Genomic DNA, 24,356 nt, shown 5'->3' with positions numbered 1-24,356 from the left:
ATTATTTTAAAACAACATTTAAACCGATGGAAAATGTGCGGGTGCGCGGGTAAGTACCATAGTCGCCGCTGGCTAAGCCGCCTGCGTTCACCTCAGGGTCTATCCCGCTATATTTGGTGATAACGGCCAGGTTCTGCCCGGTTAGCGATACGCGCAGCGAACTGATGTATTTTACCTTTGGCACATTGATGCGGTAACCGAACGAAAGGTTCTGGAAACGCAGGTAAGAACCATCTTCCAGCCATAGGTCCGACCCATAGCCCGACGAAGCGATGCCCAATGGCAAGGCGCTCTGCAGCAGGTTAGATTTACCCAGGTTTTCCTGAAGGCTTAATGTTTGGCGCAAGCCGTTATATATTTTGTTGCCACCGGCACCACGCCAAACCATTGATGCATCAAAGTTTTTGTAGGTGAAAGTTGGTGTAAAGGCGTAGGTGTATTTAGGTAGCGATTGCCCGGCTTCTACCCTGTCTTTACTTTGATCGCCCTGGTCAATAACGCCATTGCCATCCTGGTCAACAACCGTTTCGGCATTGTTGGCATCTTTGCCCAAATGGTGCAGGATAAGGAAGGTACCGATCGGCTTGCCTTTAATTAAGTAGGCGTTAGAGCCCAGGCCAACATAGTTGGTAGGCACATCAAGCCCCTGTATGTTACCGCCAAGGCTCATTACTTTGCTTTGTTGTAAAGCGCCATTACCGGCAAGGGTTAAGGTAGTGTTTTCGGTCCTGATAACGGTGTAGGCCAGTGCAAGCTCCAAACCGCGCGAACGTAAACTGCCAATGTTGGCCAATATGTTGTTCACAAAGAAAGAGCCTGTAACCGGTACGGTGTAGCGGAACAGCAAGTTATCGGTAGTAGCGGTATAAGCATCTACGCTACCGGTAAGCCTGTCGCCAAAAAAGCCGAAGTCTAAACCGGCGTTGGCCTGTTTCTTGGTTTCCCACCTTAAGTTAGGGTTGGCGTTTTGGGTATAAAAGTAGTTTGGTATCAGCTGGCCGCCAAAGTATACTGTAGGCGTCTGGCTGTTTAAACCAACCAGTGCAATAGAGTTTTGCGGGGTAATGCCCTGCTGGTTACCGGTAACACCATAACCCACGCGGAGTTTGAGGCTGCTGAGGGTTCTCTGGTTTTTCAGGAAACCTTCCTGGTCTACACGCCAGGCAAGCGAAGCCGATGGGAAGTTACCCCATTTGTGGTTTTCGCCAAACACGGTAGAACCATCGCGCCTGAAGCTGGCGGTAAGCAGATAACGGTTTTTATATGAGTAGTTCACCCTGCCCAGGAACGATACCAGCCTGCGGTCGTTTTTATACGATGCCACATCGCCCGATAAGGCGTTGGCCAGTGTACCCAACTGAAGCGCGTTGTAAGTAGCAATATCGTTAGCAAAACCTCTCGCGGCCGAGTAGCTGCCGTTATAGGTTTGCGCCTGCCACTCGTAAACGGCGGTAGCGTCGAAGTGATTGGCACCAAAATCCTTTTTATAGGTTAGGTTGATGTCCATCAGTTTCTCGTCCACATGGTCGTTATTAATGTGGGCCTGACCGTTGTAGTTTATAGCACTGGTTATGGTTGATGCCGCAGGTGCATAGTACCCGTTATTAGAGTCTGCTTTTCTCCAGCTGCCGAACCATCCTGCCGAAAGCCCTTTGTATATCTCCAGGTCGGCCCTTAAGCTGCCGAAAAGATTGTTAACGTTGTTGGTGTTTTGCACGGTTGTGGCAACAGCGTAAGGGTTGGTGTATTGAAACACGTTAGGGTCGCTGTAGAAAGTGCCGTTAGCGTTCAAAACCGGGTCGGTAGGCCTTGAAATATAGGTTTGGCTGATGAGGTTAGAAGTGAACGCTGCATTACCAACGCCGGTAGGGCTGTAGTCGAATTGGTTGATACCGCTGTTCACGTTCATGGTAAGCGTAAGCTTATCATCAAGAGCTTTTTGCGTTGCCACAATGCGGCCGATGTATTTTTTGTACTTCGAGTTGATAACAATACCTGTTTGGTTGATGGCCGTTAACGATGCACGGTAATTAAACTCGTTGGCACCGCCGCCAAAAGATAGTGTATGGTTTTGCGTTACGCCGTTGCGGGTAAGCAGGTTAAACCAATCGGTATTAGAGCCGTGGTTGGCTGAGGCATCTACACCTTGTGCCTGTGCCTGTGCGGTCCATTGTTCGGCTGTTAACAGTTTCAGCTTGTTGGCGATCACATCCAATGATGTATTCTCGGCATACTCCACGCTTGTTTTACCGGCCGTGCCTTTTTTTGTAGTTACGATGATAACACCCGGCGCACCGCGCGAACCATAAATGGCGGTTGCCGAGGCATCCTTCAATACGTCGATAGAGGCGATCTCGCTTGGAGGGACCTGGTTCAGCAGGTCCATGTTACCCTGTATACCATCCACAACAACCAGCGGGTCGTTACCGCCCTGTAATGATGTGATACCACGGATACGGATAGTTGGGGCTACACCCGGCTCGCTGCCTACCTGGGTAATGTTCACACCGGCCGCTTTGCCATCCAACTGCTGTAAAGGGTTGGTAACTGCACCGGGGTTAAGGTCTTTAGCGCCAACGGTTGATACCGAACCCGTAAGGTCTTTTTTCCTCACGGTACCGTAACCTACAACTACTACTTCGTTAAGCGAGCGGGCGCTGGGGTTCAAGGCGAACTTTGCAGGCTGATCTGCCGATATAGTCTTCTCCAGCGCATCAAAGCCCACAAAGTTAACGGTAATGGTTAAGGTTTGTAGGTTGCTGTTAGCGATGCTGAAAGCACCATCTTTATCGGTAACGGTAGTTGCTCCGGTTTCTTTAACGGTTACCGTAGCGCCGGGTAGCGGCAGGTTACGCTCATCTACAACTGTACCGCTAAAGCGTGCCTTTTGGGCAAAAGTTGTTAGGGTACAAAGAAGGAATAGCACAGACAGGCCGTACTTAAATAAGTAAACTTTGTTCATAGAAAATTGGTTTTAATAATTGGTTTGATAACCTTCTGATTGGGTCAGCGCGGCTTATTCAAATATAGATGGGCGCCAATGCTGAAAACAACGGCGCGGAAAAGCGATATTAAAAAAAATAGAAATTGAATTAATTTAAATAGTTAATAATCAATTAATTGCAAATTATCCGCTTGAGGTTTTATATAGATAATTGCAAGCCGCAGATGAGTAAAACAGGCATATTTCAGGCTAATTTTATCTGAAAAGATGCTGCTTTGAAAGTGAGAAAACAGCGTAAATATCCGTCCGGAGGGTTGATACTCATGATTTTTGAGCACAATTGCCATTAAAACCCGATACTGAAGGTTGCGGTTGGTTTTTGTGGCAATTTTCTTCTATTTCAGGTTAAAAATGAATCGCCAGCCAAACTCGCCTCCTGAACAGTTCATATTTTAAATGGACATTTAATCATTTTAAATATCTATATATCAATAAGTTAAAATTATATTTCTCAATTAATTTTCTATATCACTCTTTCTCGCCCTTGTTTTTAGGCTCGCCGAACGGTTGATTTGCGTTGCGCTTGTTATAGCGCGACCAATTTTAACCATGCATCCTGCAAAAATTTCATGCTCAGTGGGTCGGCCCATGAAGTTTAAGCTGCTGCATCTAACAAAACAGAAATGAAAAAAAACGTACTCCACTTATTTTTACTGAGCGCCGCCCTGCTGTTACAATTATCTAACGCCGGCGCACAGGATGCTACTGCTCCCAAACAATACGGCAAACCCTTCGCGGGCGTGCCCGACAGGCGCGATGTAACGCTTTACCAGGTAAACATGCGCACCTTCGGTAAAAACGGCGACCTGAAAGGCGTTACCGAACGGCTGGATTCTATCAAAGCATTAGGCGCCAATGTGGTTTACCTGATGCCTGTTTATCCGGTTGGGAAACTGAAAGCCGTAAACTCGCCTTATTGCATAAGCGACTACCTTACGGTAAGCCCGGAATTTGGCACCCTTGCCGACCTGCGCCAACTGGTTGATAAAGCGCACAGCCTTAAACTGGCCGTAATGCTCGATTGGGTGGGCAACCACACCGCTTTTGACCACCCCTGGACCAAAAACAAAAACTGGTACCTGCAGGATAGCACAGGCAATATACTTAGCCCTCCAAACACCGGCTGGCGCGATGTAGCGCAATTAAATTATAAGAATGCCGACATGCGCCGCGAAATGATCAAAAGCATGAAATATTGGGTACTTGCTGCCAATATAGATGGCTTCCGCTGCGATTTTTCTGATGGCCCGCCATTCGATTTCTGGAAGGAAGCCATTGATACCCTAAAACGCATCCCCAACCACAAACTGCTCATGCTATCCGAAGGCGGACGTGCCGACCATTACAAAGCAGGCTTTGATTACAATTTCGGCTTCAACTTTTTTGGCAACCTGAAGCAAGTGTTCGAGCATGGTCGTTCGGTATTGTCGATAGATAGCCTGAATGCCGTTGATGCCAAAGCAACTGCCGACGGGCAGCAAATGGTACGCTACACTACCAACCACGATGTAAATGGTTCCGACGGTACGCCGCAGCAATTATTCGGCGGGCAAAACGGCTCCATGGCGGCGTTTGTGGTTATTGCCTATATGCAAAGCATCCCCATGATCTACAACGGGCAGGAAGTAGGCACGCCTTACCAACTGGTTTTCCCCTTCACCGAAAAGAAAGTAGATTGGAGCCTGAACCCGGCTGTAACCGCCGAGTATAAAAAGATCATCGCTCTGCGGAACAGCAGCAAAGCTATTCGCAGGGGGAAATTAACTTCGTATAGTAGTGTGGATGTTTGCGCCTTTACCAAAGAAGATGGAGGCGAAAAAGTATTTGTATTGAGTAACCTGCGGAATAAAGCGGTTAGCTATACCGTGCCTTCAGCATTGGTTAATGCAAAGTGGAATAATGCTTTTAATGGTTCAAAAACGAATGTTGGTGCTGCCATAAGTTTGCAACCCTATGAGTATTTGGTGCTGAAGAATTAAAGATATCGCTTCGTCGCTCCCGAAAGCGTCCCCGCTTGTGGGCACGAGGACAGGTAACCACAATGTAGTTTCGCGCATACCGACGCCGTGGATCTGCATTGTGGCTAACCTTTGTGGTTACCTTGCATGCGGACCACAAGGGAGGCCCCTTGCGGCAGCGAAAATCCATCTTCAGATTTGACAACTTTTAAAAAGTTGTCAAATCTATTCGTGTACAACAACCACCATGTCATCGATGAGCACGCGGGGAGGAAAGAGCGGGAGAGCGAAGAGAAAACTTCGACGAAATGCATTACCGCATTATGCGACCGCTTAGCATTGCCGTTAAACTTTGTGGTTACTTTGCATGCGGACCACAAGGGAGGACCCTTGCGGCAGCGAAAAGCCATCTTCAGATTTGACAACTTTATGTCTTCGCAGGGTCTCTCGATAGAGGACCCTGCGTGCGTTTATGGCTCTCCGTTCTCCCTAAAACTTCATGTACTCCGTAAACACCTGCTGCAAAAAGGCTTTGCCTAATAGCAGTGCCTCGTCGGTTTGGGCTTGGGGCGCTTTGGGGTTTTTAACGAAGTTTACGCGGGCGCCGGCATTATCGTATGATACTGCCTGGTTGGGCAGCATAAAGCCCATACCATTATCCCAATCAAAAAAAGCAAAAGGTTTACTGTAGGGGTTTAATAGGTTCTTCGACCATTTAAATTCTTTGTGCGGAATATCCATTTGTGCCAGCAGCGTTGCAGCAAGGTCTACCTGGTTACCCAGTTTTTTAACGTGCGTGCCCCGATATTCGGGTTTTATGGCACCTCCAAAAAACAGGAAGGGGATATGGTATTTGCGTGGTTCGTAAGGTTCGGCACGGTCAAGCGGCAGGCGGTGGCCATGGTCGGCAACTAAGATGAAAAGCGTGTTGGCATACCAGGGCTGTTTTTTTGCCTCGTCGAAATATTCTTTCAGGCTCAGGTCGGTATAATAGGCCGTGCTGCGGAACTTGTTGGGCAGGTCCTCACCGGGGAACTGCGGTTTCATGGGCACCTCGAACGGTTCGTGATTGCTCAGCGTTTGTATATAGCTGAAGAAAGGCTGCTGTTGCTTGCCCAGGTATTTTACGTTGCGTTTTAGTACGATGTCATCATGAGCCCCCCATTTCGAGTTCATCTCCTTTTCGGCAAAGCTGAATTTATCAACCATGCCATCAATATTATGGCTGAGCAGGTAGGCCTTAAAATTCATAAAGTTGGCATCGCCGCCGTAAAAGTAAGAGGTACGGTAGCGCTTCTCTACCAGTACATCGCTTATGGCGGGCAGGCGTTCCTGCTTGGTGTTATCAACGATCATGGTGCGCGATGCCTGCGAAGGGAAAGCACTCAGGATGGCAATGATGCCCTTATCGGTACGGTCGCTGGCGGCGTAAACGCTATCGAATAAAACGCCTTCCTTAATAAAATCCTCAAAATTGGGTGCGTCGCCTTTTTCGCCACCCAGTGATTCTATCACATCGGCAGTAAAGCTCTCTAACTGAATAATGACGATGTTGGGCCTGTCGGTATTCAGGATATGCACCGTGGTATCTTTCTGCACCGCGTACATACTGTCAACCAGTTTGGTTGCCTCTTCCGGCGGCATAAATAAGTAGGGGTTACTCTGCGTTTTCAGGCTCTCGAAGGTGTTTTGCAACAGGTTCCACTCGGTATTAAGGGCTCCCTGGTTAAGGATAGGACGTTCCGAAAAATAAACCGTACTCTGGCTGATAGGCACCAACTGGATACCACTGCGCACAATAACGAAGTTGATGCCGAACAACAGCAGAAACAACAACGACTTTGCCCAAACCGGTGCTTTTGGTTTGCGAAAGTTATAGTCGATAATAAAGTGCGATAACACAATGCCTATAGTGAACAGAACAGCGCCAATGGCCAAACTAATTCCGATAGGCGAGGAGCCCGTTGATGCCACGGCTTCGGTAGGTGAATTTGCAGCATTGGCAAAAACGCGGAAGTTTACCTTGGTGCCCCATTCCCGGAATATGTTGAAGTTGAGTATGGTAATAAGGCAGATGAGGAAAAGCATAAAATACACATACACCCGCAACCAAACAGGTTTGATATGGTATTTAGTGAACCAGTTTACGCCGAACACCAACAAGGGGATAAGTGCAATGTACCCCGCTGCCGACATATCCATCCGCAAACCGTAAACAAAGGTTTGGAAGATATCGTAAGCGCTGCTGCCTGCAAATTTTTCCTGGAAGTACAGCTCGAATACCGCGCGGGTTATCCAGGCAAATACGATCCAGAAAAGCAGGAAACGGCAAAAACTAAAAAGGCTTTTTAACATCGGGGTACAAAAGTACGCTATTTAAAGCGGATGTTAAAAAGCCGTTAAATTAAAGGAGTGTGCTGGTGTTATTTAGCTTTTAATAGCCTCCAGTACCTCGCATAACTTATCCAATTCCTCATCGGTATTATAATAATGTACCGATGCCCGAACAATGCTTTGCAGGTGGTTTTTGTTCATGTAAATGGGGGTAGATATGGTTTTGGCTATGGACACATTAACGCCCCGCTCCGCCAGTTTACTTTTTATAGTTGCTGCATCAAAGCCCTCTACCGAGAAGGTAACTATGCCGCATTGCTCGGGGCCAAAATCGTGCACGGTTACGCCATTAATGGCACTTAGTTTTCGGCGCAGGGTATCAGCAAGGTATTGTATGCGTTGCCATATCCTGTCTACCCCAATGTTCAGGGCGTATTCAATGGCTTTGCCGAGGCCGAGGGTTAGGGCGCGGTTCTTCTCGTAAAGCTCAAAGCGGCGGGCATCGGGGCGGGGTTTAAAATCAGTTTCGCTTACCCATTCTGCCGATGCGCTGTCCATCAGTATCAATTTTAAACTATCCTGCACCTCTTTCCGTACAAATAAAAAGCCGGTGCCACGAGGTGCTCGCAGGTATTTGCGGCCCGTAACCGATAACATATCGCAGCCTATCTCCTGCACATCTACAGGTATATGTCCGGCGCTTTGGCAGGCATCAACCAAATACAAAACACCGTGCTTGCGCGCTATTTTACCTATCGCTACTATCGGCATCATGCCGCCTGCTGTGGAGGGGATGTGTGTAACAGCTATCAATTTGGTTTTGGCAGATATCAACCCCTCCAAAGCTTCGAGCGAGAAATTGCCTTGCTCATCATTCGGCACCACTTTAAATACTACGCCATGGTTCTTCTGCACATTCAGGAAACCCATCAGGTTGGTAACATACTCCATTTCGGAGGTGATCACCTCGTCGCCGGGTTTAAAACCTATGCCGTTGAACAGCAACCCCCAGCCCACGCTGGCGCTTTCTACTATGGCAACCTCTTCTTTGCGTGCATTGATCAGGCGTGCTATCAGATCATAAGTATTATCTAAGGCCGGTTGATATTTAGCCTCGGTTTCGTAACCACCCCAAAGTGCTTCTTCTTGTAGATAGTTTACTACGGTATCTACAACCACATCGGGCGGGAGGGAAGCACCTGCGTTATTGAAATGGATAAGCTTGGCGGTGCCCCGGGTTTCGGCGCGGTATTGTTGTATTTCCTGTGGGGTTAATGGCGTTGTACTCATGCGGATCGTTTTATTATTTACAAAGAAAGGTAACCCGGCTATGGCAAAACAGATGCAGAATTATTAATTTTGAGCATAACAGATTTGCCATGGCCGCCCTCCCCGCTTTTAAAGATGACGATTTTTTATACGAAAAAATAGCCCATCGTTTCCGCACGCAACTACAGCAGGGTTTGCTGAAACCCGGCGATAAGCTCCCATCGGTACGAGCGCTCAGCAGCGAACAGGGCATAAGCCTGAGCACCGCTTACAAGGCTTATGTTGAATTAGAGAACATGGGCATCATCGAAGCTCGTCCCAAATCGGGCTACTACGTAAAATTCTCGCCGCATAAATTCAGTACCCCGCCGGCCGTTAAGCCTATGGTGAAGCATGTTGCCGTGGCCAGCGTTACCGATATGATAGCCATGGTATACCAAAACATACCCGAGGAAGGTGTGATGCGGCTGTCGCGCTCTGCACCGCCGCCCAACCTCATTCCATTGGCTAAGCTCAATAGATCGATGATGGAGGCTATCCGCAAAAGCAGCGATGGTAACAGCAATTACGATAGCCTGCAGGGCAACCAGGCCCTACGTAAGCAGATAGCCAAACAGGCATTTAATTGGGGAGGCAGCATTAGTGCCGATGATGTGGTTACCACGCAAGGCTGTATGGAAGCGCTGGTGTTTTGCCTGCGCGCGGTTACACAACCCGGCGATACCGTTGCCATAGAAAGCCCTACCTACTTCGGTATTTTTAATGTGATGCTAAGCCTCGGGCTGAAGGTGCTGGAGATCCCTGTATCGCCCGAAGATGGCTTGGATATTGCCTACCTGGAACGCGCCATGGAAACCGTCGACTTAAAGGCCTGCCTGTTCGTAACCAATTTTAGCAATCCCGTAGGCAGCTGCATGCCTATAGAGAATAAACGCAGGCTGGTGCAATTGCTTACTCAAAAGCAGATACCACTTATAGAAGACGATATTTACGGCGAGATACATTTCGGCAAAACACGCCCGCATACCTGCAAAAGTTTCGATACCGAGGGTTGGGTGATGCTGTGCTCCTCGGTATCTAAATCGCTTGCGCCGGGCTACAGGGTAGGTTGGTGCATTCCCGGCCGTTTTAAAGAGCAGGTGCTGAATGCCAAAATGGTACACACCATTAGCTCGGCAACGCCAACGCAGGCAGCTATTGCCCTGTTTTTCGAGGCCGGCCGGTACGATCTGCACATGCGTAACCTGCGCCGTGCCCTGTACACGCAATGCCTGCGCTATATGCAAGGTATTGCCGAACACTTTCCCGAGGGTACAAAAGTAAGCAGGCCGCAAGGTGGCTATGTTTTGTGGGTGGAGTTAGATAAAAGCATTAACGCTTTCGAATTATACAAACTGGCCATACAGCAAAACATCAGCATTGCGCCGGGGCAAATATTTAGCACCGATGCCCGTTTCAGTAATTTTATCAGGATAAGCTTCGGCTTGCCCTATGATAGCGCTATCGACGAAAGTTTTCGGGTTTTAGGGGTTTTAATTAATGACCTTACGCACAAAACGATACAATTTTAACTTTAATCATACTTAGTCTAAATAAGCTTTTTATATTTGCAGCCTTATTAAGCCCCATGCAATTAAAAAAGTTTACTTTTCTAAGCCTCTTATTGTCTTTATTTTACCTGGTGCCGGCATCGGCGCAGGTACTCACATAGGAGGACTTCTTGGCTGGCGGGCAAGAGTGGCGTACCCCGCCGCTGTGGGGCATAGGCCTTACCCAAAAGGTGAACGGGCATACCAACTTTTTGCATGATGGCCGCGCCCGCAACCTGCTGGAGGCCGTAATGTGGCACGGCGGCGAAGCCCAGGCTGCACGCGATAAGGTAAACAGCATGCCAAAGGCCGATCGCGATGCACTGGTGGCATTTTTAGAGTCGTTATAATTTATTAGTTATCAATATTAAAGGGGTAAAAAAGAAATTTTTTACCCCTTTGCTGTTATGATTGGCCTGTAACTACCGTACTGTTTATCGGTACAAAAGGCGGGTTTACCGATAGATGATTCTAAACCTGAGTGTAATGCCCGTTTTTTATACCCTTAAAACAGCTTACACACGTAATGAAAAAACGCTCTACCATCAGTAATTTCCTTTTTATTTTGATTGCGGTTGCTTTTGCCGCCTGCTCAAAAAAAGCCGACGATACATCACTTACTCCCACGCTAATTACTATACCGGTTGTGGTTGATGCCGCAGGTACAACGGCCATGACCGGCGGATACCTAACAAGCGGTTTAGCCACTACCTATGGCGTGGTTTACAGCAGCAGTAACCACACGCCAACAGCTAATGACAAAAGTACTTCCGATACGGTTATTTATGGTTCTTACGTAAGTAAAGTAACCGGGCTTACCCCCAACACCACTTACTACTTAAGGGCCTACGCAACTTATCTCGACAATACCTCGTATGGCAACGTGATAGAGTTTAAAACCGGGGCCGATATGTCTAACGCGGGCGCAACGGTAAGCACCTTTGCGGGCCAGCTTGCAGAAGGTTTCCTGAACGGGAACGGTACAGCCGCATTGTTCTCGCACCCAATGGGTTTGGCTACAGATGCCGACGGGAATGTGTACGTTGCCGATTCGTTCAATTCGGCCATTCGTAAAATAGCTACCGATGGTACGGTAACTACCGTTGCAGGTACAGGTGCCATAGGTTTAGTGAATGGTAGCGCGGCAACGGCCAAGTTTTATGCCCCATCGGGCTTGGTGCTTGATGCAACAGGCAATATTTATGTAGCAGACAGGGGCAATAACGTTATCCGTAAAATTACCCCGGCAGGCGAAGTTACTACGCTGGCAGGCAACGGTATAGCCGGTTATGCCAACGGCACCGGTGCTGCTGCAACTTTTAACACGCCAACAGGCATTGCTATTGATGCCACCGGTAACCTCTTCGTAACCGATTATGGCAATAATATCATCCGCAAAGTTACCCCGGCGGGTGTGGTTACAACTATTGCCGGAAGCCGCACTGCTGCTTATGTTGAAGGCACAAGTACCAAAGCAAGCTTTAATAAACCAACCGGCATAGCGCTTGATGCTACAGGCAATATTTACGTTACCGAGGCGCTAAGCCACTCTATACGCGTTATAAATGCAGATACACTGGTTACTAACTTTAATGGTAGTACCCTGGGCAATAGTAAGGTAACTTCGTGGTTGGGTAGCCCTAATGCTATCGCCATTGATGCTTCGGGCAATTTTTGGATAACCGATGCTGCCGGTCGTATCCTCAAAATTGATGCGGATAGAAAATTTACTGTGCAAGCCGGCGTATCCGGCACCACCGGTTCTGCTAACGGCGTAGGTGCAGCGGCCTTATTTAATAACCCTACAGGCATAGCTGTTAGTAAGAGCGGTAGCGTATACGTTGCCGATTATGATAACAACCTCATACGTAAGTTAAATTAACACAATAGTGTATTTTATACGTTAGGCTAAACTTTATATATAAAACCTCGTTATTATATTTGCCTTGCCCTGCTTTGCGGGCAGGGCAAATTTTTTTGCCTATGAATGGTTTCTTACTAATTTTCGAGGACAGGATAAAAACTTTTTGGGAAGAGGACATGCCCGAAGCCAAAGTGCAAGAGTTGCTGAACGATATACTGGTGTATGCCAACTCCAACCCCGAAGGCTTTAAAAAAGAATTGGCTGAAGTGCAGTTCGATTATGTATTGCAGCCCTTACCGGTAGTATTAGAAGCACTTGCCAAAGACAGCGACCGCTGGGGCCAGTTTTATGTAGACATGCTGGAGATAATACTGGAGCGTACCAAAAAAAGCCGCCGACCGCAGGATATTGTAGATAACCTGATAGAGTTTGCCCACATAGAAACCCACCCCAAGCAATTTGTGAAGGACATTGCCAGGCGCCTGCAACAGGAGCTTACCAACGATAACCTATATACCAAAGCTGCGGCCATATCCATGCTTCCGCATTATTTGGATAACCCAGTGGTAGAAGATAAGGGCCCTATTTTGCACGAACTGCAAAATAAACTCAAAAACCCGAAGTGGGAAATACGTTACCTTGCGTATATATCGCTGAAACCCAATAAGCTGCCAAAAGGCTATAGGTTACCCTTTAAAGACAAGTTTTTGCGCATGTACCGCGGTAGGCCACTCACTTTCTAACTTCTTCCATTTATACCTCTGTATGTCATGGCTGTGTCATGATGTAAATTCTACTGTTTTCGTTTAAAGAAGAATCGCTGTAAACTATTATTTAAAACCGTTCGGGTTTAGAGTTTATAGCTCTGCTATAGAAGTGTATTTTTTACACATAGCCGCTGCCGCGACATTTTTGAGGCGGATTTTACTTTTAGGTAAAATTAATTTTCTAAAACGAGGGATTGTCTGTTTTATCGGGTTAATGGTGCTAAACCGACTGTAATTTTTATCCGTAATTGCATGCGAACGTATAAAAATTAACCGGCTTATGCCATAACACGAGTATTCACTAATGAAAAAAACAATTATCTTATCGGGGCTTTCCCTATTGTTTTCGCTCCCCCTTTTAGCGCAAAACATTTTTACAGCCATCGAAGCTAAAGACGTTGCTTCCGTTAAATTCCTCTTGAGCAAAGGAATTGACGCTAACACCAAAGACGAGCAAGGTGCAACCCCACTTATGAATGCCGCCAAAACCGGCCAGGAACGCATTGTACTATTATTATTGCAACGTAACGTAGATGTTGATGCACAGGACAAAGATGGTAACACTGCCCTTATTTTAGCTTCGGCACAAAAAGGCCAGGAAGATATGCTGAACCTGATCGTTCACCATTACCCTAAACTGGATGCAAAAAACAACGAAGGTACTACTGCAATTATCGCCGCTGCAAAAGCAGGCAACGCCGCAACCGTAGCCTATTTAATGAAATACGGCGCCAGCACCCAGGCAAAAGATAAACAGCATAAAGCTGCCATTGATTATGCCCGCGAGCAAAACAACACCGAATTGCTTGCTGTGCTAAATAACAGCGAAGCCACCGGCAACACAACCGGTAAATAAGGCTTTAAATTCCCCCGAAGCGTTAAGCGGGCTGCAGCAATGTGGTCCGCTTTTTTTGTTAGCTTATTTACTACCAGTTATCCTGCCTTATATCGTATCGGTCCAGGTAATTATCGCGGGTGGGTTCTTCGTTGTAAGCCAGGTAGTATATAAAGCGGTTATTTTTATCTATACCGGGCATTAGTTTGGCAATGGCTTTGCGTATAAGCAGGTTTTCTTTCTCAATAGCTGCCGTATTTTTTATGTTAATTTTGGTGATGTAAGTTAGTTGTGGGAAATTTCCTTGCCGGGTAAGCTTGTTACTGAAGCTTACCAACCTTACGCCGCCGGGCACATCATCAATAGCTATGGGGTATTTATACTTTTTGTTTGCCTCGCCGCTAACCTTATCTAAAAAACTGTAAGCCTCTTTTTCGTTATCATATACCCAGGCATCAGTTGGCCTAAAACAGGCCACGGCCAGGTTGGCATTATTCACGGCATCAAATAATTGGCCTGCTGCGTATTGCTTTTTAGCATCCAGGTAAAGTTGCTGCCCGGTTTTTCCGTTATAACCGTAGGGCTTCATATCCATAAAGCATATCTTCCAGCCGTAATTGTATTTGGCAAATACCAGCGTTACCATTTGTTTATTGGGCACATCTTTTTGGGCTGGTACCCACATGGTAAAATACATTTCGCGAGCCACAGCAGGGTAAAACAGGCTGTACGCATTTACATCTTTCAGCCCCGACCGAATGGTGTCGCGCTCAATATATTTGTTTTTAACGTAGTATTCGTCCAGCCGGGCAAAGCTATCCACCACCATGGCGTGCCCCATGTTGCGCACACGGGCATCGGTAGCGTTATCCTCTATCATCTCTTTAGAAAGCAGGTTGGTAAGCGATTTGGTGTCGCCTTTTTTGATGAAGTCGATAGCCTTGTTGTTCATCTTCTGCATATCCTCGCGCGTGCCGCTGCTTATGTCGTTATTCTTTTTGTAGCCCGGACCGCCACAGCCCAACGTGATAAATATTGAAAAGGCCAAAACAAGGCACAAGCGCGAATTAGGGGATAGGATTTTCATTGCACTAATTTAATTAATATGCGCTAATACCATAAGGGCATGTATAAATAAAATTCGCGCCGTAACTTAGCAGCCATGGCAGATCAAAAGCAGGGCATTTTTAACAGGGGGAATATTATTAATGCCATCATTATTATAGCACTGTTAGTGGTGGTGTTTGTGCCCTCGGCAAAAGCGCTGCTCATCCGCGGGTTAATGGGTGTAGGGTTTTTCCGTGCGGATGTATCAGAGCAAAAGCCCGTAGCGGTGATGAGCGATATTGCCTTTCGCGATGCTGCCGGTAAGCCGTTCAACTTAAGCGGATTGAAGGGCAAAGTAGTGTTCCTTAACTTTTGGGCCACCTGGTGCCCACCCTGCCGTGCCGAAATGCCATCGATAAACGACCTGCACCAAAAACTGAAGGCCGATACCAATATTGTTTTTATTATGGCAGATGCCGATGGGGAACTGGATAAATCGGCAGCGTTTATGAATAAGTACCAATATAGCTTACCCGTGCACGAGATAACAGGCAACGTACCCCAAACCTTTTACGGCGGTGCACTACCCACAACACTCATATTTGATAAAACAGGTGCACTGGCCTTTAAGCACGAAGGCATGGCCAATTACGATACCGGGGAGGTGGAAGAGTTTTTGAGAAAACTGGCTAATTGATTTTTACCGCAGAGAACACAGAGGTTACGCGGAGGTTCACAGAGCCTGTGTAGCTGTTAAGTTTATCACGAAAAGGCGCCAAGTTGCTAATGGAAGTCTGAACATTTGGTTTTTATTGAATTTTGCAAACCTTTTAACCACGTGCAAATCTCTCTGTGAACCTCTGCGGCACCTCCGCGAACTCCGCGGTTAATAGCCACTATAAAATAAAGCTATTTTTTCACAACTTTACTTCAACCAACTCCCAATTACATGAAAGTTTTCAACCTCGTATTTGTATTCCTTTTTATTGTTTTTGCTGCCCTGCAATACAACGACCCTGACCCTTACATTTGGGTGCCTATTTATCTGTATAGCGCTGCGCTTTGCTATTTTGCCGCGCAAAAAAAGTTTTACCCCAAAGCCTACCTGCTGGGTTTAATAGTTTATGGTGCCTACGCCATTTACTTATTTTTTGATAAAACCGGTGTTATAGACTGGGTGACCGAGCACAACCACGAAAGCATGGTACAAACCATGAAGGCCGAAAAACCCTGGATAGAAGAAAGCCGTGAATTTTTCGGGCTGGTGATACTGATAGTAGTTATCGCCGTGAATTGGGTATACATGAAGAAAGTACAGAAAGCTGCCTGAACTCGAATTAGTAATGCGGATGTAATTTGCCCGGCATTGCGCAACATTCCTCCCTTTATATCCGTCCCCTATATAAATACATTATATATACCATGAAATACAGAAATTTAGGAAATACTGATGTGCAGCTTTCGGCAACGGGTTTGGGTTGCATGGGCATGAGCCATGCTTACGGCGAGCCCGACGATGCCGAATCGATAGCTACGCTGAACCTGGCGCTTGAACTGGGTGTTAACTTTTGGGATACAGCCGATGTTTACGGCAACGGAGCTAACGAAAAGCTGATAGCAGAAGTACTAAAACCCAATCGCCAAAAAATATTCCTGGCCACTAAGTTCGGTTTCAGGGCCACGCCCGATGGTAAACTTAGCACTTTTGATGGTTCGCCGGCATACATGAAAACCGCTGTAGAGGCCAGCCTGAAACGCCTGCAAACAGATGTGATAGACCTGTACTACGCTCATCGCATAGACCCTAATGTACCTGTTGAAGAAATGGTAGGTGCCATGGCCGACCTGGTGAAGGAGGGCAAGGTACGTTACATTGGCCTTTCGGAAGCATCGGCAAATAGTATACGCCGTGCGCATGCCGTACACCCCATAGCCGCCCTGCAAAGCGAATACTCACTGCTCACGCGCGATGTGGAGGCCGAGATATTGCCGGTTTGTAAAGAGTTGGGTATATCGTTCATTCCTTTTAGTCCGCTTGCGCGCGGGTTGGTTACCAATACGCTTAACGTGTCCGAACTGAAGGAAGGTGATTTCCGCAAGACGTTGCCGCGTTACCAGCAAGATCATGCCGGTAATAACGAAAGCCTGGCGCAGGGCTTTGCAGATATTGCCGCAGGAGTTGGTTGCTCGCCTGCACAATTGGCAATTGCTTGGGTACTGGCGCAGGGCGATAACATTATCCCCATCCCCGGAACAAAAAAACGCAAGTACCTGCAGGAGAATGCCGGCAGTGTGGATGTGGTATTAAACGCAGAAACACTTTCAAGCATAGAAGCCTTGCTGAAGAAATTCCCCGATACCGGCGACAGGTATAACGAAGGAAATAAAAAGTTTGTGGATAGAAGTTAATGAACACTAATTTCACGAATTGGATCGAATGACACGAATCTGTTATCATTCAGTACTATTAGATAGCGGCGGTGGGAACACCGCCTTTTTTGTATTTTTATTTTTAAAGTTTTCAGTCTCTATTGTCCAATCCGGCAAAACTCATTTGTTATTGAGGTATAAACATTAATTCAATAACATTTAAATTTAAAACTATGAACGAGTACGCATTAATTATGAGGCACGAAGACGGCAGCAAAATTGCATCGCCCGAGCAAATGCAGGCCTGGATGAAACAAACTATGGATTGGATAGGCGGCATTGCGGTCAAAAATAAATTTGTAGGAGGCACAGGTTTACCATTTGATGGTGCAAGTGTGGTAGGCCGCGGCGGCCTGGTAACCAACGGGCCCTTCGGCGATATAAAAGAAACTATCGGCGGTTTTATTACCGTCCGTGCCGAATCGTTGGAAGAAGCCATCGAGTTTGCCAAAGGCTGCCCCGTATTGCAGGGCGAAGGTAATACGGTAGAGGTTAGGCGCATTGCCAAAAACGACGGTACGCATTAATTAAGAATATCGAATAATGAATACCCAACATCGAATGATGAAGTGGCGGATATCTGCTTTTTACTTCATTGTTCGATATTCAGCGTTCGGTATACGTTATTAATTCCTCAACCATGCAAAACGAGCTTATCCCGCATCTTTTCCGTACCGAGTTCCGCAAGATCACGGCGGTGCTATGCAAGTTGTTCGGTATAGAGAATGTAAGCATTGCCGAAGATATAGCCGGCGAAACCTTTTTGGCCGCGCTGGAAACCTGGACCTATAAAGGCCTGCCCGAAAACCCTACAGCGTGGCTTTATACCGTTGCTAAAAACAAGGCAAAGAACGTGCTGGCCAGGAACGATCTGTTCCAAAATAAAATAACACCCCTTGTACAGTCCGGCACATCCGATAATTACTTGCCGGAGATAGACCTATCGCCGCAAAACATTGCCGATAGCCAACTGCAAATGCTCTTTGCCATATGCCACCCTGTAATACCGACAGAGGCACAGATAGGGCTGGCATTGCGCATCCTTTGCGGTTTTGGGATAGAGGAAATTGCCACGGCCTTTTTATGTAACAAGGAAACCATCAATAAACGACTTTATCGAGCCAAAGAGAAGCTGCGTACGGAAAATGTGGCTATTGAATTTCCGCCGGAAGCAGAAATTACCAAGCGCTTACAACCGGTACTTACTACATTGTACCTGTTATTTAACGAGGGCTATTATTCGGAAAGTAACAACGAGTTACTGCGCAACGATCTGTGCCTGGAAGCCATGCGCCTTGCCCAAATGCTGCTGGACTATCCGCCCACCAACCTGCCCGCGGTAAATGCTTTGCTGGCGCTTATGTGTTTCCATGCCTCGCGTTTTGAGGCACGCAAAGGTGATAATGGGCAAATGATACTATACCACGACCAGGACGAAAACCTTTGGAACCGTGAACTGATAGCCAGGGGTGCCATGCATTTGAACCGGGCTTCAGTAGGAGAGCATTTTTCGAGGTATCACCTGGAGGCGGGGATAGCGTACTGGCATACCATTAAAACTGATACGGCAGAGAAGTGGGAAAACATACTGCACCTGTACAATCATTTGTTAGCGCTGGAATATTCTCCGGTGGCCGCACTAAATCGTACCTACGCACTGGCAAAAGTACAGGGCAATGAAATAGCGATTGCCGAAGCCGAACAACTAAAGCTGAGCAACAGCCCTTATTACTTTACCCTTTTAGGCGAGCTTTATAAAGGTATTGATAACCAAAAAGCGTTGGAGAATTTGCACATGGCGCTAAAGTTGGCCAAAACACAGGCGGATAGGCGGGTGATACAAGTAAGGATAGATATGCTTTAATAGCTCGTTCTCGTCATCTTATCGGTGAAATCAATAAAAATCTGTGAAATCGGTGCCCATAGGGAAAACGGCGTTAATCGGTGGAATCTCCCGTTATCGGTGCAATCGGTGCTAATAATTTAGTAGTTTTGGCGCAAACACGTACGCCATCGTTATGAATCATCCTATTATCCGCACCGGTAAGTTTTTAGTATTAGCAATTGTAGTAGCATTATCAGCATGTGATAACAAGGCCAAACAATCGGCAGAAGAAAAAGCCGACAGTACCAACGCTGCTGCTACCGAACTGCCCGATACCACTAAAGGTAAAACCGGTACGCTGATAGGCGCCTGGCACGATGAGGCCATTAAATCTGAAAAAGGCGAACAGATAGCCTATGAACTCCTCAGCTCGGGCGATAAATTCTACATTCAGGCTATCACCTTTGTAGGCAATAACTTAAAGCTGAACGATACTCCGCCGGTAACCCCATCAGCATCGGAACTAAAAAAAGACGGTGACAAATACCGCAGCGCCGAACGCCCCGAAGAATATTACCTGGTAGATAAAGACGGCGACCTGCTGATATACGACGGCGCCGAAATGGTAGCTAAGTGTAAGAAGCTGATATAACACTAATGGAGTGAACACGAATTGCACTTAATTATTCGAATTGCACAGATCGTGGTGTTTAGGTTTAATGCATTTCTTGCTTCGGGCCAAACTGCTCTATCATGTAAGCATCGGCCGCCTTATCATCCAGCCTTCGTGAATTAAGCACGAAGAAAATGCCTATGGGCCATATGATCAAGCCCCATACAAAACTATCGAAGCCGCCAATTACCCTCTTGCGGCCAATTCGGTAAAATATGTATGCGATGATAAGGTTCATAGATCGTGATTTGGGTTTGGATAAATATAACAATTCGCTGTAGAATAACCCTCTCCAAAAAATTAGTGTTCGCTCAAAACCTTTGCGCCTCTGCGTCTTTGCGTGAAATAACTTCGCCGCTATTACAAACTCTGCGAACCTCCGCGTAACCTCTGTGTTCTCCGCGGTTAAATAGCCAACTCTGCAAACTCACCTGCACTCCTCTTTGTAACAACTTTGTGTAATACCCCAATACAAGTACTTCGCTATTAAACCATCATCCGTAGTCCCCGTCTATCCTTACAAATAACCAAAAAAGGATAAAACAATGAAAAAGATACTATTGATGTTAACCCTGGCACTTGGCATAAATGCATTCGCCCAGGCACAAACCAAACAAAGGCAACACAAAACCCCTGAGCAACGTGCCGAGCGCGTTACCGGTATGCTACAGAAAAAGCTGAGCCTGAACGCAGAGCAATCTGCCAAAGTGAAAACCATTATGCTGGCACAAGCCACCCAAATGGAAAGCCTGAAAGTCAACAAAACCGGCGATAAAAAAGCCAATCGCGAAGCTTTTAAAGCCCAACTGCAAAAAACAGATACCGAGCTTGCGGCAGTGTTTACACCGGAGCAAAATAAAACTTATGCCGACTTTAAAGCTCAGCTGAAAAGCAAGTTTAAAGGCCACAAATTTGGCAAAGGTGGTATGAAAGATCCAGCCAAACGCGCCGACCACATGGCCGGCATGCTGAAAAGCAAACTTAACCTGAGCGATGATCAATCGACCAAGGTGAAAGCCATATTTGCAGCCCGTGCCGCACAGGTAGATAGCCTGAAAGCTAAAAACCCCGGCGACCGCAAAGCCAACCGCGAAGCCTTTAAAGCGCTGAAAGCAGATACCGATAAACAACTGCAGGCAGTATTAAATGCCGATCAGCAAAAAGCTTTTGCCGAGATGAAAGCTAAAATGAAAGAAAGGCACAAAGCACGCAGGGATACATCGGCAGCCCCTGTAAAACAAGGCTAAGAAATTAATTGCCGATACATTGTTAAAGAGAGGCGGGTAAACGATTGGTTTGCCCGCTTTTTTGTTTTGCATCGCAGCCCTTTTCTTCCATAACCCATCGGGATATTTTATGGGTAGCAAGGGTGAAAAGAGTAAAATAACGTTCCAGCGGAACGTTTTATGGTTTAGCGATCATCAATAGGGAAGTTTATCTCTCACCAAGCCATAAACCCACGTTCCCGCAATAGCGCTAAGCAGGGTAACGCTTACCACCAAAAAACCGCCGCCGATCTGCGCGAACAATGGCCCCGGGCATGCGCCTGTTATTCCCCAACCTAATCCGAAAAGCAAACCACCATATACATTACCCCAATGAAATGTTTTCTGCGGGATAACCACTTGTTCGCCACTGATAGTTTTGATATTGAAACGTTTGATAAGCATTATCGAAACCATGGCTACCACAATGGCGCTGCCAATAATGCCATACATGTGGAAGCTTTGCAGGCGGAACATCTCCTGTATCCTAAACCACGATACCACTTCGGATTTGATGAGGGTAATGCCGAACAGCAGCCCCAATAAAAGGAATTTCAGGTTCTTCATAAAGCCAATAAATAAGGGAGTATAAACCAAACCATAACAAAACCGCCCGCCATAAAGCAGCAGGTAGCCACCAGTGATGGCCATTGTAACGATGATATCCCCATAATAGCATGCCCCGATGTGCAGCCTCCGGCATACCGCGTACCAAAGCCAACCAAAAAGCCGCCGATAACCATAAACACAAACCCGCGCAGCGTAAGCAATTGCCCGAAGCTGAAAATATCCTGCGGCAACAGTCCGCTAAAATTGGTAATGCCTTGTTTTTGCAGCAAAGCAGTAGTGGCAGGGTTAATGGCCACCGGGGCAGGCGTAGATAGATAGTTTACGGCTATGAATCCACCCAGTGCAATACCTGCTACAAAGAACAGGTTCCAGCTTTCTTTACGCCAGTCGTATTTAAAAAACGAGATATTGGCAGGCACGCATGCCGCGCAAATATGCCTTAGCGATGATGATATGCCAAAGGCCTTATTGCCAAGTAACAGCAAGGCAGGCACAATAAGCCCGATGAGCGGGCCGGCAACATACCAAGGCCAGGGGTGTTTTAGAAGATCCATGGTAGCAAATATAGTTTTAAGTTCGAAGTCTTAAAGTCCAAGTCCAAAGTCAGGAGTCGAAAGCTGGAAGCTCAGGTTCAATAGTTTTGACTTAAGACTTCTTACTTAAGACTTCCTACTACCGACTTAACACTTTTCCCCCTATCTTAGCCTTTCATATCATATATGGCTTACATTCCACCTCAATTACGTACCGTTAATGTTACCCGCTATGTTACGCCATTGCGCGAGGGCGGGTCGCTGCCGGCTATTGCCGAGGCCGACGACGGTTTTTTATATGTACTCAAATTCCGCGGGGCAGGGCAGGGGCCTAAAGCCCTTATTGCCGAGCTCATAGGCGGCGAAATAGCCCGAACGCTCGGCTTTAAAATGCCCGAACTGGTTTTTGTGAACCTCGACGAAGCCTTCGGCCGAACCGAAGCCGACGAAGAGATACAGGATCTGCTTAAATTCAGCGTAGGGCTTAACCTGGCCCTGCATTACCTGCAGGGCGCCATCACCTTCGATCCAACGGTTACTTTTGTGGAGCCTAAGCTGGCCTCGCAGATCGTATGGCTGGATGCGCTGCTCACCAATGTTGACCGTACCGCCCGCAATACCAATATGCTGATGTGGCATAAAGAACTTTGGCTGATAGACCATGGTGCGGCCCTGTACTTCCATCACAGTATGGATAATTGGGAAGAGCAGTCGTTACGCCCCTTTGTGCAGATAAAAGACCACGTGTTGCTGCGCAAGGCCGAATTTTTAGATGAAGTGGATGCCGAATTTAAAGCGATACTAACGCCGGAAGTGATCAACACCATTGTATCTATAGTGCCCGATGAATGGCTTACCGACAGGTCGTTCGAAACGGAGGACGATCAAAGACAGGTGTATGCGCAATTTTTAAATAAGAGGCTATCGAACTCGAATATATTTGTTACGGAGGCAAAAAATGCAAGGTCGCAACTTATTTGAGTATGCCGTTATCCGCGTGGTGCCCAGGGTAGAACGCGAGGAATTTATGAACGTGGGCGTGATATTGTATTGCAGCAAACAGAAGTACCTAAAGATGGTGTACACGCTGGATAAAGAACGCCTGCTGGCTTTTTTTAAGGATATCGACCTGGAAGTGGTAGAGGAGAACCTGCGCTCGTTTCAGCGTATTGCCAATGGCGGGAATGATGCCGGACCGATAGGTTTGCTGGATGCACCATCTCGTTTCAGGTGGTTAACCGCTACACGTAGCACAGTGGTGCAAACATCAAAGGTGCATCCCGGTTTTTGTATGGACGGCGATGAAACACTGGAACGATTGTTTAAGCAATTGGTGGCGTAAATATTTTAGCCATGAGGAGCATATTTAGCAAAGGGTGGTTTCGGGGCATTTCTTTCCTCATTGTGTTTTTTTTGGTGACCTGCCATTTTGCAGACAGAACAACGCATCCCAAAGGAATTGACAAATTTTATTTGAACAGGGGAGATTGGGATGACTTCGAGATCCCGTTGATAAAACCTTATAAGGCTATCCAATTAAATGGCTTTAAAAATTGGAGCATGAATTTGGAAGTTGACGGAGTTGGTTCGGTTGATAGCATTAAACAAGTAAACGTTGTAAATAATGCCATTATCCTGCGCAGTATAAAAACCTATTACCAGCATCGCGAACCCGATAGGGAAGTTTGGACCGTGGTAATTCCTTCGAAAAAGATTGAGGAGGAGTTTTTAACACATAGAGAATACGTAGCTTACCTTAAAAAGAACGGATTTACAAACGAACCACGATTATTGGATATAGAGCGCGTTGCTGATTACGCTGCCGACTACGATATTATCGACTGGAAAAAAATTAAATAATACTATCAACTAACATATCTCAATCTCACAAACATGAAAACAAAATTCTTACTTATCCCCGTACTGGCCCTGGCGGCCTGCGCGCAACCTGCAGCACAGCAAACGGTGCCTGATGTACCGGTAACGCCTATACAGGGCACCTGGAAACTACTATCGGCACTGCAAATTACCAAAGGCGATACCGTAGTTACCTACCCGGTAAAGGGCCAGGAAGACGAAATGATCAAAGTGATCAACGGCGACCACTTTGCCTTTTTTAAACACGACTTGAAAAAGGGTGGTAAACCAACTTTCGATTCAGGGGCTGGTACCTACACCCTAACCGGCGATGATTATACCGAGAACCTGCAGTACTGCAACTACCGCGAGTGGGAGGGGCATTCGTTCAACTTCAAAGCCAGCTTTAAAGGCGACACGCTTATACAAAAAGGCATTGAGAAGATAGATAGCCTGAAAATAGACCACGAAATAGTGGAGACCTATATTAAGGTAAAGAAATAAAGACGTTTTTGTTCCCCTCTTGAGAGGGGGCG

At 46.7% G+C, this 24,356-nt stretch carries 24 protein-coding genes; 17 read left to right on the top strand and 7 right to left on the bottom strand.

Annotated features, from left to right (window positions below; all coding sequences use genetic code 11):
* Position 1: 1 nt before the first annotated feature.
* Complete coding sequence (locus BC343_RS29770) at positions 2-2,962, bottom strand: SusC/RagA family TonB-linked outer membrane protein (protein WP_078351466.1); 2,961 nt, start codon at positions 2,960-2,962, stop codon at positions 2-4.
* A gap of 665 nt (positions 2,963-3,627) precedes the next feature.
* Here BC343_RS29770 and BC343_RS29765 point away from each other — a divergent pair.
* Positions 3,628-4,983 (top strand): alpha-amylase family glycosyl hydrolase, encoded by a 1,356-nt coding sequence (locus BC343_RS29765; RefSeq protein WP_078351465.1) that lies wholly within the window; start codon positions 3,628-3,630, stop codon positions 4,981-4,983.
* A 468-nt stretch (positions 4,984-5,451) separates the two neighbouring features.
* Here BC343_RS29765 and BC343_RS29760 read toward each other — a convergent pair whose 3' ends face one another.
* The gene (locus BC343_RS29760) at positions 5,452-7,317 is read right to left on the bottom strand and encodes an LTA synthase family protein (protein ID WP_078351464.1); all 1,866 of its coding nucleotides are present in this window, start codon (positions 7,315-7,317) and stop codon (positions 5,452-5,454) included.
* A 72-nt stretch (positions 7,318-7,389) separates the two neighbouring features.
* Entirely contained in the window at positions 7,390-8,586 is a 1,197-nt protein-coding gene (locus tag BC343_RS29755; protein WP_078351463.1) for an aminotransferase class V-fold PLP-dependent enzyme, read from the bottom strand.
* Positions 8,587-8,675: 89 nt separating this feature from the next.
* Here BC343_RS29755 and BC343_RS29750 point away from each other — a divergent pair, with 89 nt between their 5' ends.
* The 5 genes from BC343_RS29750 (at position 8,676) to BC343_RS29730 (ending at position 13,641) form a co-directional block, all read left to right on the top strand.
* Positions 8,676-10,136 (top strand): aminotransferase-like domain-containing protein, encoded by a 1,461-nt coding sequence (locus BC343_RS29750; protein ID WP_078351462.1) that lies wholly within the window; start codon positions 8,676-8,678, stop codon positions 10,134-10,136.
* A 149-nt stretch (positions 10,137-10,285) separates the two neighbouring features.
* Entirely contained in the window at positions 10,286-10,504 is a 219-nt protein-coding gene (locus tag BC343_RS29745; protein ID WP_202909894.1) for a di-heme oxidoredictase family protein, read from the top strand.
* A gap of 176 nt (positions 10,505-10,680) precedes the next feature.
* The gene (locus BC343_RS29740; protein WP_078351461.1) at positions 10,681-12,036 is read left to right on the top strand and encodes a hypothetical protein; all 1,356 of its coding nucleotides are present in this window, start codon (positions 10,681-10,683) and stop codon (positions 12,034-12,036) included.
* Between the two features lie 101 nt (positions 12,037-12,137).
* Positions 12,138-12,761 carry a hypothetical protein gene (locus BC343_RS29735; protein ID WP_078351460.1) on the top strand — a complete coding sequence of 208 codons (624 nt, stop codon included), beginning with the start codon at positions 12,138-12,140 and terminating at the stop codon, positions 12,759-12,761.
* Positions 12,762-13,089: 328 nt separating this feature from the next.
* Complete coding sequence (locus BC343_RS29730; protein ID WP_078351459.1) at positions 13,090-13,641, top strand: ankyrin repeat domain-containing protein; 552 nt, start codon at positions 13,090-13,092, stop codon at positions 13,639-13,641.
* 70 nt (positions 13,642-13,711) lie between these two features.
* On the opposite strand, the gene BC343_RS29725 is transcribed toward BC343_RS29730, so the two are convergent.
* Positions 13,712-14,707: a hypothetical protein gene (locus BC343_RS29725; protein ID WP_078351458.1), complete on the bottom strand. Its 996-nt coding sequence runs from the start codon at positions 14,705-14,707 to the stop codon at positions 13,712-13,714.
* A gap of 75 nt (positions 14,708-14,782) precedes the next feature.
* Here BC343_RS29725 and BC343_RS29720 point away from each other — a divergent pair, with 75 nt between their 5' ends.
* The 6 genes from BC343_RS29720 (at position 14,783) to BC343_RS29695 (ending at position 19,574) form a co-directional block, all read left to right on the top strand.
* Positions 14,783-15,364 carry a TlpA family protein disulfide reductase gene (locus tag BC343_RS29720; protein ID WP_078351457.1) on the top strand — a complete coding sequence of 194 codons (582 nt, stop codon included), beginning with the start codon at positions 14,783-14,785 and terminating at the stop codon, positions 15,362-15,364.
* Positions 15,365-15,616: 252 nt separating this feature from the next.
* Positions 15,617-15,997 (top strand): transmembrane 220 family protein, encoded by a 381-nt coding sequence (locus BC343_RS29715; protein WP_078351456.1) that lies wholly within the window; start codon positions 15,617-15,619, stop codon positions 15,995-15,997.
* A 92-nt stretch (positions 15,998-16,089) separates the two neighbouring features.
* A complete protein-coding gene (locus BC343_RS29710; RefSeq protein WP_078351455.1) occupies positions 16,090-17,076 on the top strand; it encodes an aldo/keto reductase in 987 nt (328 codons plus the stop codon).
* A 194-nt stretch (positions 17,077-17,270) separates the two neighbouring features.
* Entirely contained in the window at positions 17,271-17,624 is a 354-nt protein-coding gene (locus BC343_RS29705; RefSeq protein ID WP_078351454.1) for a YciI family protein, read from the top strand.
* Positions 17,625-17,737: 113 nt separating this feature from the next.
* Complete coding sequence (locus BC343_RS29700) at positions 17,738-18,961, top strand: RNA polymerase sigma factor (RefSeq protein ID WP_078351632.1); 1,224 nt, start codon at positions 17,738-17,740, stop codon at positions 18,959-18,961.
* A 154-nt stretch (positions 18,962-19,115) separates the two neighbouring features.
* Entirely contained in the window at positions 19,116-19,574 is a 459-nt protein-coding gene (locus tag BC343_RS29695; RefSeq protein ID WP_078351453.1) for a hypothetical protein, read from the top strand.
* Positions 19,575-19,638: 64 nt separating this feature from the next.
* Here BC343_RS29695 and BC343_RS29690 read toward each other — a convergent pair whose 3' ends face one another.
* Positions 19,639-19,833 carry a hypothetical protein gene (locus BC343_RS29690; RefSeq protein ID WP_078351452.1) on the bottom strand — a complete coding sequence of 65 codons (195 nt, stop codon included), beginning with the start codon at positions 19,831-19,833 and terminating at the stop codon, positions 19,639-19,641.
* A 307-nt stretch (positions 19,834-20,140) separates the two neighbouring features.
* Here BC343_RS29690 and BC343_RS29685 point away from each other — a divergent pair, with 307 nt between their 5' ends.
* Positions 20,141-20,842 carry a hypothetical protein gene (locus BC343_RS29685; RefSeq protein ID WP_078351451.1) on the top strand — a complete coding sequence of 234 codons (702 nt, stop codon included), beginning with the start codon at positions 20,141-20,143 and terminating at the stop codon, positions 20,840-20,842.
* Between the two features lie 174 nt (positions 20,843-21,016).
* Here the strand turns inward: BC343_RS29685 and BC343_RS29680 are convergent, their stop codons facing one another.
* Positions 21,017-21,427 carry a DUF6691 family protein gene (locus BC343_RS29680; protein ID WP_202909893.1) on the bottom strand — a complete coding sequence of 137 codons (411 nt, stop codon included), beginning with the start codon at positions 21,425-21,427 and terminating at the stop codon, positions 21,017-21,019.
* Entirely contained in the window at positions 21,424-21,984 is a 561-nt protein-coding gene (locus tag BC343_RS29675; protein ID WP_078351449.1) for a YeeE/YedE family protein, read from the bottom strand. The genes BC343_RS29680 and BC343_RS29675 overlap by 4 nt, the downstream gene beginning before the upstream one ends.
* Before the next feature lie 165 nt (positions 21,985-22,149).
* Between BC343_RS29675 and BC343_RS29670 the strand changes: the two genes are divergently transcribed.
* The 4 genes from BC343_RS29670 to BC343_RS29655 are packed head-to-tail and all read left to right on the top strand — an operon-like array spanning position 22,150 to position 24,324.
* Positions 22,150-22,944: a HipA family kinase gene (locus tag BC343_RS29670; protein ID WP_078351448.1), complete on the top strand. Its 795-nt coding sequence runs from the start codon at positions 22,150-22,152 to the stop codon at positions 22,942-22,944.
* Positions 22,922-23,305, top strand: a complete 384-nt coding sequence (locus BC343_RS29665; RefSeq protein ID WP_078351447.1) for a DUF3037 domain-containing protein — start codon at positions 22,922-22,924, stop codon at positions 23,303-23,305. The genes BC343_RS29670 and BC343_RS29665 overlap by 23 nt, the downstream gene beginning before the upstream one ends.
* An 11-nt stretch (positions 23,306-23,316) precedes the next feature.
* Positions 23,317-23,823, top strand: a complete 507-nt coding sequence (locus BC343_RS29660; protein ID WP_078351446.1) for a hypothetical protein — start codon at positions 23,317-23,319, stop codon at positions 23,821-23,823.
* A 33-nt stretch (positions 23,824-23,856) separates the two neighbouring features.
* Positions 23,857-24,324, top strand: a complete 468-nt coding sequence (locus BC343_RS29655; RefSeq protein ID WP_078351445.1) for a lipocalin family protein — start codon at positions 23,857-23,859, stop codon at positions 24,322-24,324.
* The last annotated feature ends 32 nt before the right edge of the window (positions 24,325-24,356 follow it).

It is taken from the genome of Mucilaginibacter pedocola (assembly GCF_002013915.1).
Taxonomy (GTDB): Bacteria; Bacteroidota; Bacteroidia; order Sphingobacteriales; family Sphingobacteriaceae; genus Mucilaginibacter; species Mucilaginibacter pedocola.
The sequence above is the reverse complement of the archived record's forward strand: the minus strand, read 5'-3'. Positions and strand labels throughout refer to the sequence as shown.